This window comes from Paenibacillus validus NBRC 15382, assembly GCF_004000985.1.
GTDB lineage: Bacteria > Bacillota > Bacilli > Paenibacillales > NBRC-103111 > Paenibacillus_G > Paenibacillus_G validus.
On record NZ_BIMH01000019.1, the window covers coordinates 74714 to 85345 of the forward strand.

Consider the following 10632-nt stretch of genomic DNA (forward strand, 5'->3'; position numbering starts at 1 on the left):
ACGCTACACGATTTTGATATCGATATCCGCAATAACATAAGACATTTCGATCTTCACTTGACGATCCGCCGTCCAATAGTTCGGCGACTGCCATACGAGCTTGTTCAGCACGCCCGCTTCCTTATCATACCCGATGCTCGTTTGACCGAAAAGCACAGAAGCCGTCACGGATAACCCGACATCCTCCGGCACGATGAAATCGATGTCCCCGATCACGCCCTGCAGGACGATGGTCGTCTCCTTCTGCTCGGGTATCGCATACGTCAAATCCATATGAATCTCGCCAAGCACGTTCCAAATCGACATATCGCGCAGCATCCAGGGATCTCGGCCCCAACGAATGCTGTCGATGATGCTTTGCTTCCGGTAATGACGATCGTCCCGGTCTATCTTTCGTGATTTGTGATAAAAAAATCCTAGAGAAATCAGCACGACCGCAATCACGAGCGGCATATTTCCGCCCAAGAGCAGCAGCAGGCCGATAATCATCAGCACATACCCTTTGCGCCCGGTTCCCGAACGAACTTTATACACGCCGAATAACAGTAAAAAGAGGGCGACCACCGTGATGAAGCTCATGTGATCGTGCGCCAACAAAAAAATGCCCGCTCCGATCAAAACGAGTGCGATATTGCGGTTTCGTTTACGGTACATGTGCGCCGCCCCCTTTCGTCGGTCTAGTTGATAGCGTGAAACAAAAGCCATAGCGGCTGCATAATGGCCCTCCATGGCTTTTGCCCTACCTAGCATATCATAACTGCCGGGTTCGCTCCACTAGCATTTTCACGGCTGCTGCGAATGCTTATTTAGGCTCGGAAGAAATTTTTTCTTTCAGAAGGTTCAACTGCTCGTCGAGCTTTTGCTGTTTCGCCGGATCGACGTTCGCGCCAAGACCGTAAGCCGAACCCGTATAAGAGGCCGTGCCGACAAAAGGCTTGCGTGCGATCTCCGCCTCCACTTCGAGCGTCATGATTTTCTCTTCCATGCGGCGGAAGCCCTTCACGGCACTGCCGCCTTCGATAACGTTGTTCGCCGTCACTTCGGCCATTTGCTTCTTAGCCTTGGCCAGCTGTGCGCGGGAAATCAGCTCGCTGCGCTTGTTGCGCATTTGATAGAACGAATCTTTCATTTCATGCAGCTGTTGTACCAGCTCGGCCGCTTGCCCCTTGGCCTGCTCATGCAGCTCGGTGTATTCGGTAATTTTCCCTTCGTGATACAGCTTTTGTTCGAGTGCTTGGCGTGCCGCCAGCTCCTGATCGTTCTTGAGCGCTTCCTTCGCTTGCGCTTCGAATTGCGCCGTCAGACGAACCGCTTCATCCAGACGTTCCTTCAGCTTACGTTCACTGGCGATTTGACGGGCGACCGTCACTTCGGCCTGTGCGATTTCCTCTTCCATGTCGCGGATATATTGGTTCAGCATAATGATCGGATCTTCGACCTTATCCAACAGCTCGTGCAGCGACGCTTTCGTCATATCTTTAATTCTGGAAAATACTCCCATGATTATATCTCTCCTTTAGTTTGGTTTTGTTGTTGTTTTTCGTATTGCGCGACTTTGGCGCGGAGTTCTTCAATTTCTTTCCACATCGCTTTTTTCTCGATGTCTTTCATCATATCGTCAAGGTCGCTGCCGGCCGTGCCCGCCGCTTGCGCTTGGCTTGCCGCATACTCGGCTTCGTAACCTCCCGCTTGCTGCGGGCTGCCCCAGCCGTAACGCTGCGCTTTACGGTAGTGCCTCTCGGCGCGCTTCCAATCTTTCCAGCTGCAAAATTGATGATCCCACTTGCCGCCATACGGATTCGCCCCTCCGCCGTAGCCGGGACCTGGACCGTGAGGCCCGCCGTGCCAAGGCTCGCTCGGGATCACCAGCGCCGCCAATACATAGATAGCGATGACGACTCCGCCGGAGAACAGCGTCGTGATGACCACCAGGAGACGAAGCAGCGTCGCATCGAATCCCAGCGTTTCTGCAAGACCTCCGCATAAGCCGGTAATCTTACGATCGGTTCGGGAACGGTATAATTTCGTCATGGTCGATTCCAGCCCTCCTGTTGCAGTTTACTGCGAAGTTTTGCGAGTTCTTGGTCCAGCGCTTGCGAAGCGGCGCCGCTGGCGGCAGTCCATGCGTCACGGACATGGCCGCGAACCTCGCGAAGCGTTCTCGCCGTCAGTTCCATGTCGGATACGCGCTCTTCCAATCGTTCGAACATGCGTGGCGACGGTCCTGCGCCCATCGAACGCATTCGTTCGTTCATGCGCTGCTGCAGCCGGACAGATTCCAGTCTGGCGATATAATAGCTCCGTTTCGATGCGATTTCATCGAAATCGGCTTTTAATTGCTGCACTTGCTCCTCGAGCTCGACGATGCCCAGTTTGCTTTGCTCATACAAGGCTTTGTACTGCGCCGCTTTCTCTTCCTGCGCCATCTTCTCCTGCAGCGCCATCCGGGCGACTTCATCCTCGCCGGCACGCAGCGCCAGCATCGCTTGCTGCTCGCGTCGCTCCTTCAGCTGCTCGGCTGCCGCGTACTGATGGCGGAGCGACGCGGCGTGGCTTAAACATTGCTGCAGCAGCTTCTCCGATTCGCGGATCTGCTCCGACTGCGAAGCCAAATATTTATCGATCAAGCGAACCGGGTCTTCCGAATTTTCCAGCATCTCATTGAAATGGGCGACCGTGATGTCACGGAATCGTTTGCCTAAACTCATGCTTCGTTCAACCACCTTTTCTTCCAGGATTCGTTATGTGTGTTAGTAAACCGATTTTTTGCAGCGCAGCATCGAGACACCGTAACCGATCAATCCGATCGCCACCAGCAATCCGATCAATCCGGACAGCTTGCCGAGCAGAATCAAACCGCCGATACCGATCAAGATCCAGCCGATAATGCTCTTACCGTTCTTCAGTCCGACGAATCCGAGGCCGACCATAGCTGCGGGGAATAGGATGCTCATGACATGATGCCCGATGTGAAAACCCGTCTTGTTCAGCAGGATCAGCGCTCCGAAGAAAATCAACAGCACCGCGAGTCCGGTATGTTTATTCATTCTCATGAATTCGTTTCACCGCCTTTCGTTTGTTTCTCGTTTGCTTATGTCTTTATTCTAGGGAAAAACCGCTCCACCCAAAACGAACCAGCGGCGGGTTTTGAAACTCGACTAAAGTCCAGTGAACTGCCCGACTGGCGGATTCGGCAGCCGCAACTAAAAAACCTCAGCATCCCCAATAAGGGTGCTGAGGTTTCATTTAAAAGTAATCCGCCAAATACACCGGGCGCGGCGGAATAAGCCGTTCCAGCGTTTCCACCGCTTCCGCCGTGCCCTGCAGCCTGCCGATCTCATGCAATAAGGCCGGGCGCCGGTAACCGAGCATCAGCACAGCCAGCGTTTGAATGCTGCAGGACGCGAACGGGAGGCATCCTGACGACGCGCTGTCCGCTTCCCGCACGACAGCCGTCCCGGACTCGTCCACAGAGAGCCGCCACACCCCGTTGTTCCACGCGGCATGCGTGTCCTCGACGCGCAGCAGCAGTGTGCTTTCCACACCGGAGGCGAACGGAAATTTTGCCAAAAACGCGGGCACATCGACGATTCTGGCCATAAATGTAGGCGAGAGCTCCTGCTTGATGCGCGGATGGTCGAGCAGGAACGCCAGATCGTCCTCGGCCGGAGCTGACAGCGTGAGACGATCGATCATCGAATCGTGATCGGCCAGAAACCGCCATAGCGCCGTCCGAGCTTGGTGATCGAGATATACAAGCTCGTGCACCTTCAATACCCGCTCCTTCACCTGATACATCACATATCCTGCAGCACGCCCCGAAGAGTCGTAGTACACGGCTGCCGTCCCCGGCTTATTTCGGAATACGCGATGCTCCCACCAGCCCTCCTCCCGGACCAGCATCCCGTTGTATCGCTCGGCATAGGCTGTGTACACCGGCTCCAACAGCTCACGCTGCCCGCCGGTACGTACGATCTTCCCTGTGCCGGCCGGCCAATGGGGGAGCAGCGCTGCCGGGATATCGTATATTTTCTGCTCCGCGCACATTTCCCAGCCGAACTTCCGGTAGAAAGGGAATTGAAACGGGTATAGGAACGACAGTGTCTGTCCCTGTTCCTTCATGGTCATCAACGCATGCGCCAGCAGCTTCGTCACAAGCCCGCCCCGCCGGTACTCCGGCCAAGTGGCAACGCCTGCGATGCCGCCCAGGGCGAATTTCTTGCCATGCATCCAGGTTTCGAAGCCGTGGATCGTCAGCTTGGCCGCCAAGCGGCCATCCACATAAGCGCCCCACAGCTCCTCGGTGCGCATCAAAGCTTCGCGATGATAACGGTCTTCCTCTGTCAGTACATACTGAAAAGCGAAAGCAGACAAATCCATCGACTCTTGAAACTGCTCCTTGGGGATATTGCGAATCACCGGCTGTTCACTCATCGCACAACTACCTTTCTTTTCCTCGTCGTCTCTACTTTTTAACCCGGCTGCAAAAAACGCATTCCAGTCCGGCTGATTGCCTCGCGGCCGAGCGTTCTCCCGCTTGCTGTACGTTCGGTCCATCCGTTTCATGCAATCTTGAAAACTCATTTTCTCGCTTTATCGAGGCAATCCTCATATACTTGCGTCTTGCGTATGCGCCTAAGTAAAAGACAAAAGACATGCTGCTGCCATTGTAACCCAGAATATCGGGAAATTCCATGTTTCTACCATGAATAAAATGCTAGTCAATTGGATGTAAATCAGTAGCAGCGAGCTTTGAGCGAGCATCTCCGGCCCTGTTCTCCCGCGGAATTAACTGTTTTTTTCCTGTCTCGGTCATAAGTCCATACCAAAATTATATAAAGGCCATATAGTATAATATGACTTCTGAAAGGGGGATGTCACATGAGCGCTGTCGGATTTTTTACAACAACTGGTGTAATTCTTGTATTGTTCATCTTGCTCGTAATTGTTTTACGTGCACTCATCATCTAATCTCTTAATGCCGAAAAACCCCCTGTAAAGCTACTAAGTAGCTTTCAGGGGGTTTTTCATGTATAAGGGCCACCCTCCGATTTGCGGCATGCGGCGTCCCGTCGGCTTATGAGTTCGCTTGTCGCTCAAGAGCGCCTTCGAAGCATGCAAAAAGGCTCGAACCTTCACGGGTCCAAGCCTTCGGAATTAATTTAAATAACCCATAATAATGCCCGCTGTTTCCTCGATTGCCTTATCGGTCACATTAATGATCAGACTGCCCACTTGCTTCATTAGCGTTTGCGCGTATTGCAGTTCCTCATCGATCCGTTCCATCGTCGCATACTTCGCTCCGAACGGCAGGCCGACCGCCTTCAGCCGCTCAGTCCGAATCTTGTACAACTTCTCGGCGTCCATCGTGAGTCCGACGATCCGGCTGCCGGGAACGAGAAACAGCTCCTTGGGCGGCTTCACTTCCGGCACCAACGGTAAATTCGATACCTTGATGCCCTTATGCGCCAGAAAAATGCTCAGTGGCGTCTTCGATGTCCGCGAAACCCCGATCAGCACCAGGTTCGCCTTCAACAGCGAGCTTGTATCCCGGCCATCGTCGCACTTCACTGCAAACTCGACCGCTTCCACGCGGCGGAAATAATCCTCGTCGAGCCGGTGCAGCAGCCCCGGCTCTCGCTTCGGCGCGTCGTTGAACGTATCGACGAACGCTTCCATCATCGGCCCCATAATGTCCACGGCGCGTACGCCGAGCCGGAGCGCTTCTTCCTTCATCGTTTCCCTGAGCTCGGGCTGCACGAGCGTATACGCAATGAATCCGCCCCGCTGCGCCGCTTCTTCGACGATGGCGCGCACTTCATCTTCCTTCTTAATATGGCCGATCCGCTTCGTCCTTACCTGATGAGCATCGAACTGCCGGATCGTCGCTCTGACGACGGCTTCTGCCGTTTCCCCAACCGAATCAGAGCAAATCGTAATTTCATAATGTTGTTCTTCCCTCATTCGGTTCCTTCTCCTTATTTTTCAGATCATGATTAGCGGTCTATGGCCAAATCCAGCAGTATTTTCGTCATAATCGTTTTTGTCACGCGTCCTACTACTTCCCAACGGGTCCGCCCGCCCGCCTCTTCGCTTTTCACCGGCACGACCACCGGCAAGCTGTCCACTTGGTGGTGAATCATTTTGTTCGCCGCATCGATCACCGATTCCTCCGGCGTTACATGAATGACATTGGGCTCTCGCGTCATGACCATACTCACCGGCATGGAAGAAGCGCTGGCGTTGCCGAACGTAAATTTCAACAGATCCTTACGGGAAATGATGCCGGACAAACAACCGTCCTCCCCGACTACAATCAAGCTGCCGACGTTCTCCAGAAACAACGCCACAACCGCATCGTGCACCGACGCCTGGTCCCGGACAACAACAGGAATCGCCTGAACGTCCCGCACTTTCAGCCCCAGCAGCTTGCGTGAAGCCTGTGATCCCGTATTCACCGATGAACCTGGCGTGTATCCGACCTTCGGCTTGGCGTCAACCAGCCCCAGCATAACAAGCAGCGCCAAGTCAGAGCGCAGCGTCGGTCGGCTTAACCCGAGCATTTCCGCTATTTGTTCGCCGGTAATCGGCGCATTCGCTTTCACTAATTCAACGATCTGTAATTGGCGCGCACTCAGTTCGATGACCGGTCCCTCCTTGTTTCGCCAGCTCTTATCCGCATCTTTTCCATATGATTGTATCAAAAATAGTCTCTTTCTCAAAGAACCGTTTTGAGTCTACGTCCTTATTGTCGCAATATTATCGCGCTTCTCGAATAATTATTGCGTACTATATAGTTATTCATTATACTATATTCAGATTAAATGTACCATTCATATTCAGGGAGTGAGAGCAGATGGAAAGAGAATTGGCATTGGAAATCGTTCGCGTCACCGAGCTCGCGGCGCTATCGGCGGCAAGCTGGATGGGCCGTGGAGATAAAAATCAGGCTGACGGCGCCGCTACGACGGCCATGCGCGCCATGTTCGATTCCGTTTCCATCCGGGGAACCGTCGTTATTGGTGAAGGGGAAATGGACGAAGCCCCGATGCTTTATATCGGAGAAGCAGTCGGCAACGGACAAGGACCGGAGGTCGACGTCGCGGTGGATCCGCTTGAGGGCACAGAGCTCGTTGCCAAAGGTTTAAACAACGCCTTGGCAGTCATCGCCATTGCGGGCAAGGGGCAGCTGCTTCACGCTCCGGATATGTATATGGAGAAGCTGGCCGTCGGACCGGCATTAGCCGGTAAATTAAGTCTCGACGATCCACTCGAGACAACCTTGGAACGCGCCGCCGACTTGTTAGGCAAGCCATTGAGCAATTTAACCGTCATGATCTTGGATCGTGATCGGCACCGTGAACGTATTCATACACTGCGCCGCGTTGGCGTGCGCATTAAATTTCTGAGCGACGGCGACGTCGCGGGAGCAATGGCACCTGCTCTGTCTGAATCGGGCATCGATTTGTACGTCGGTTCCGGAGGAGCTCCCGAGGGCGTGCTCGCCGCCGCTGCGCTGCGTTGTCTCGGTGGCGAGCTGATCGGCAGACTCATGCCGGGCAACGAGGAAGAAATCACCCGCTGCCGCGAGATGGGCATTGACGATCCGTACAAAATATTGAGCATGGACGATATGGTCGGTAACGGGGACGTTATCTTTGCGGCTACCGGCATTACCCCAGGCGAATTTCTAAGCGGCGTGCGCTATACGAACGATCACCGTGCGGAGACCCACTCGATCGTCATGCGAGCCAAAACGCGCACAATACGCTTCATTCAATCGAGTCACTACTTGCCGAACAAACAGTTGCTCAGCGATATTTTGAACGCCCAGGATTGAACTTCATCGTTTCTATGTTAATATTTATTTACGTTAAATATTAACATGGAGGAAGGTTATCTCATGAGCTTTTTGTTTTTTACCGCCGTCGGCCTGATCGCAGCTACCTTCGGTAGCCTTGTCGGTCTCGGCGGCGGTATTATTATTGTGCCTGCACTCGTTTATTTAGGCCCATTGTTCGTCGGGCAGACGATATCCGTCTCCACGGCGGTCGGCACTTCGCTTGCCGTACTTATATTTACCGCGCTTTCTTCAACCTTAGCATTCTTGAAGCAGAAGCGCGTGGATTTTAGAAGCGGTTTGCTTTATTTCATGACATGCGGGCCCGCAGCCATGCTGGGCTCCTACGTGACGCAATTCGTTGATGCGCAATCGTTTCAGTTGTACTTCGGTTTCTTTATGATGTTCATGGCCATACTGCTCATCCTTCGTGATTATATCAAACCGATCAATGTCCGCTGGAGCGTTCAGCGCACTTACATAGATGCTTCAGGACAAACGTTCGAGTACGGTTACAGCCTGATTCCAGCACTGGCCATCGGCTCGGCCGTCGGCTTTATTTCAGGTCTGTTCGGAATCGGCGGAGGCTCGTTGTTCGTTCCGGCCATGGTACTCCTGTTTCGTTATCCGCCGCATGTCGCTACCGCCACTTCGATGTTCGTGATTTTGCTATCTTCGGTGATGGGCACCGTGACGAAGCTGAGTCTTGGAGAGGTGGACCTATGGATGGTCCTTTGCCTGGCTCCTACGGCGGTGCTCGGCGGTTGGTTAGGCGCTCAAATCGCCAGCCGTCTAAGCAGCAAGAAACTGCTATGGGTGCTACGCATCTCCTTCGTATTGATCGCTTCCAAAATGATCCTCGAAGGCCTCAACATCATCTAACAACACCGCATAATTCTCCTCCTCCTATCCAACACTAAGATAACTTTATGGATAAGGGGGAGGCACCGTGTATCCTCGTATAGGAATGAATCTCGCTTGGACGACGATGCTCAGCATCGCGTTGACGTCCTGTTCGGCACAACCCCATCCTCATACAACACCGCAAGCGTCCCCTTGGACAAGTCAAGGGAATTCAAAACAGGCCCAGGCGTCCAACGATACACCTTCAACACGAAATACGGGTTCCACATCGTCCCCCCATACACGTATCGAAAGCTTGACTCCGTCCATTCCCGACAAAGTCCCTGCTGCGCCCGTTAAGCCGACACCGGAAGTTCATACGGAAACCGTCCCGGCGCCTGCCCAGCAGCAGGTTGTCCCTAAGAAGGCAGCTAAGACGCAAGCTCCGCCAAAAACCGTATCCGCCAAAACCGGTAAACAGAAACAAACGAACCACACGACGGCTGCGGCGCAAAACCAGCGTCTAACGCTCTCTCAGCTTGTAAAAAAGTATCCCCAGCTTTTACGATTACGCGGTTCTTCGACCGGTAAAAAAGTCGCTCTTACCTTTGACGATGCGCCTGATCTTAAGTTTACCCCCCAAGTGCTCGATATTTTGAAAAAATATCACGTGCAGGCGACCTTCTTCATTGTCGGTTCACAAGCCGAGAAGCATCCGGAAGTCGTGAAACGCATCGTCAATGAAGGACATGTTATCGGCAATCATTCCTATTCGCATCCGCTGTTCACCAAACTGGACGAGCAATCCTTTCAGCATCAGATTCTGCAAACGCAAGACACCTTGCACAGCTTAATTGGCTACAGACCGAGACTAATCCGTCCACCCTACGGTGAAATCAGCGAGAATCAACTTCTATGGACTTCGGATCGTGGTTACCTTGTTGTCAATTGGAACGTTGATTCGATGGACTGGAAGCAATTAAATGAGCCTCAAGTGACTTCCAATATCTTGCATCACACCAAAGCCGGTTCAATCGTTCTTCAACATTCCGGGGGTGGCTCTACCCAAGATTTAAGCGGCACCGTTCGCGCATTGCCTCATGTTATCGAGAAGTTACAAGGCCAAGGTTATCGTCTTGTCACTTTACCGGAATTGCTTAACGTCCCGAAAGAAAAATAAAAGAAAAACACATATAAAAAAAGCATAGAGAGCGAATTATTCGCTCTCTATGCTTTGATGCCGGTAGAGGGACTTGAACCCCCACGGTTTCCCTCACGATTTTGAGTCGCGCGCGTCTGCCAATTCCGCCATACCGGCTGGTGGCGTGCCCTAAGAGATTCGAACTCCTGACCTTTTGATTCGTAGTCAAACGCTCTATCCAGCTGAGCTAAGGGCACATAAAACAATTAGATTGGAGTGGTGCCGAAGACCAGACTTGAACTGGTACGGTAGTCACCTACCGCAGGATTTTAAGTCCTGTGCGTCTGCCGATTCCGCCACTCCGGCGTAAGATTGGAGGCGCCACCCAGACTCGAACTGGGGGTAAAGCTTTTGCAGAGCTCTGCCTTACCACTTGGCTATGGCGCCACACAGCTATAAAATTGGAGCGGAAGACGGGACTCGAACCCGCGACCCTCGCCTTGGCAAGGCGATGCTCTACCACTGAGCCACTTCCGCAAGAATGTAACTGGGGATCTAGGATTCGAACCTAGGCATGACGGAGTCAAAGTCCGTTGCCTTACCGCTTGGCTAATCCCCAATGTGAGTTTAGAAAAATGGGGCGATCGATGGGACTTGAACCCACGAATGCTGGAGCCACAGACCAGTGCGTTAACCCCTTCGCCACGACCGCCATATGAAATTTGTTTGGCAGGGGCAGCAGGAATCGAACCCACACCAAAGGTTTTGGAGACCTTTGTTCTACCTTTAAACTATGCCCCTATGAAAA

At 53.0% G+C, this 10632-nt stretch carries 11 protein-coding genes and 8 tRNA genes; 3 read left to right on the plus strand and 16 right to left on the minus strand.

Annotated elements, in window-relative coordinates; translation table 11 throughout:
• Positions 1 to 3: 3 nt before the first annotated feature.
• From liaF to PVA01S_RS14520, 8 genes are all read right to left on the minus strand, one after another.
• The gene (liaF, locus tag PVA01S_RS14480; RefSeq protein WP_127608195.1) at positions 4 to 654 is read right to left on the minus strand and encodes a cell wall-active antibiotics response protein LiaF; all 651 of its coding nucleotides are present in this window, start codon (positions 652 to 654) and stop codon (positions 4 to 6) included.
• A gap of 148 nt (positions 655 to 802) precedes the next feature.
• Entirely contained in the window at positions 803 to 1501 is a 699-nt protein-coding gene (locus PVA01S_RS14485) for a PspA/IM30 family protein (RefSeq protein ID WP_127608196.1), read from the minus strand.
• 2 nt (positions 1502 to 1503) lie between these two features.
• Positions 1504 to 2031, minus strand: coding sequence for a PspC domain-containing protein (locus tag PVA01S_RS14490; RefSeq protein ID WP_127608197.1), 528 nt, complete (start codon positions 2029 to 2031; stop codon positions 1504 to 1506).
• Positions 2028 to 2708 carry a PspA/IM30 family protein gene (locus tag PVA01S_RS14495; RefSeq protein WP_054796150.1) on the minus strand — a complete coding sequence of 227 codons (681 nt, stop codon included), beginning with the start codon at positions 2706 to 2708 and terminating at the stop codon, positions 2028 to 2030. Before PVA01S_RS14495 ends, PVA01S_RS14490 begins: the two co-directional genes overlap by 4 nt.
• 42 nt (positions 2709 to 2750) lie before the next feature.
• Positions 2751 to 3053 carry a LiaF transmembrane domain-containing protein gene (locus PVA01S_RS14500; protein WP_127608198.1) on the minus strand — a complete coding sequence of 101 codons (303 nt, stop codon included), beginning with the start codon at positions 3051 to 3053 and terminating at the stop codon, positions 2751 to 2753.
• Between the two features lie 193 nt (positions 3054 to 3246).
• Complete coding sequence (locus tag PVA01S_RS14505; protein WP_127608212.1) at positions 3247 to 4434, minus strand: GNAT family N-acetyltransferase; 1188 nt, start codon at positions 4432 to 4434, stop codon at positions 3247 to 3249.
• Positions 4435 to 5157: 723 nt separating this feature from the next.
• Positions 5158 to 5964, minus strand: coding sequence for a pyruvate, water dikinase regulatory protein (locus tag PVA01S_RS14515; RefSeq protein ID WP_127608200.1), 807 nt, complete (start codon positions 5962 to 5964; stop codon positions 5158 to 5160).
• Positions 5965 to 5996: 32 nt separating this feature from the next.
• A complete protein-coding gene (locus PVA01S_RS14520; RefSeq protein WP_127608213.1) occupies positions 5997 to 6644 on the minus strand; it encodes a helix-turn-helix transcriptional regulator in 648 nt (215 codons plus the stop codon).
• Between the two features lie 212 nt (positions 6645 to 6856).
• On the opposite strand from PVA01S_RS14520, the gene glpX reads away from it, so the two are divergent.
• From glpX to PVA01S_RS14535, 3 genes are all read left to right on the plus strand, one after another.
• The gene (gene glpX / locus PVA01S_RS14525; RefSeq protein WP_127608201.1) at positions 6857 to 7840 is read left to right on the plus strand and encodes a class II fructose-bisphosphatase; all 984 of its coding nucleotides are present in this window, start codon (positions 6857 to 6859) and stop codon (positions 7838 to 7840) included.
• Between the two features lie 63 nt (positions 7841 to 7903).
• A complete protein-coding gene (locus PVA01S_RS14530) occupies positions 7904 to 8722 on the plus strand; it encodes a sulfite exporter TauE/SafE family protein (protein ID WP_127608202.1) in 819 nt (272 codons plus the stop codon).
• Between the two features lie 106 nt (positions 8723 to 8828).
• Positions 8829 to 9863, plus strand: coding sequence for a polysaccharide deacetylase family protein (locus PVA01S_RS14535; protein ID WP_127608203.1), 1035 nt, complete (start codon positions 8829 to 8831; stop codon positions 9861 to 9863).
• Positions 9864 to 9921: 58 nt separating this feature from the next.
• Here PVA01S_RS14535 and PVA01S_RS14540 read toward each other — a convergent pair.
• The 8 genes from PVA01S_RS14540 to PVA01S_RS14575 all read right to left on the minus strand — a co-directional run bounded on the left by PVA01S_RS14540 (position 9922) and on the right by PVA01S_RS14575 (position 10625).
• Positions 9922 to 10001 (minus strand) — tRNA-Leu (locus PVA01S_RS14540).
• Positions 10002 to 10004: 3 nt separating this feature from the next.
• Positions 10005 to 10081, minus strand: a tRNA-Arg gene (locus PVA01S_RS14545).
• A gap of 20 nt (positions 10082 to 10101) precedes the next feature.
• Positions 10102 to 10190, minus strand: a tRNA-Leu gene (locus PVA01S_RS14550).
• A 7-nt stretch (positions 10191 to 10197) separates the two neighbouring features.
• A tRNA-Cys gene (locus PVA01S_RS14555) sits at positions 10198 to 10271 on the minus strand.
• 15 nt (positions 10272 to 10286) lie between these two features.
• Positions 10287 to 10361 (minus strand) — tRNA-Gly (locus PVA01S_RS14560).
• 10 nt (positions 10362 to 10371) lie between these two features.
• A tRNA-Gln gene (locus PVA01S_RS14565) sits at positions 10372 to 10443 on the minus strand.
• Between the two features lie 17 nt (positions 10444 to 10460).
• Positions 10461 to 10536: transfer RNA gene (locus PVA01S_RS14570), tRNA-His, on the minus strand.
• Positions 10537 to 10551: 15 nt separating this feature from the next.
• Positions 10552 to 10625: transfer RNA gene (locus PVA01S_RS14575), tRNA-Trp, on the minus strand.
• Between the last annotated feature and the right edge of the window lie 7 nt (positions 10626 to 10632).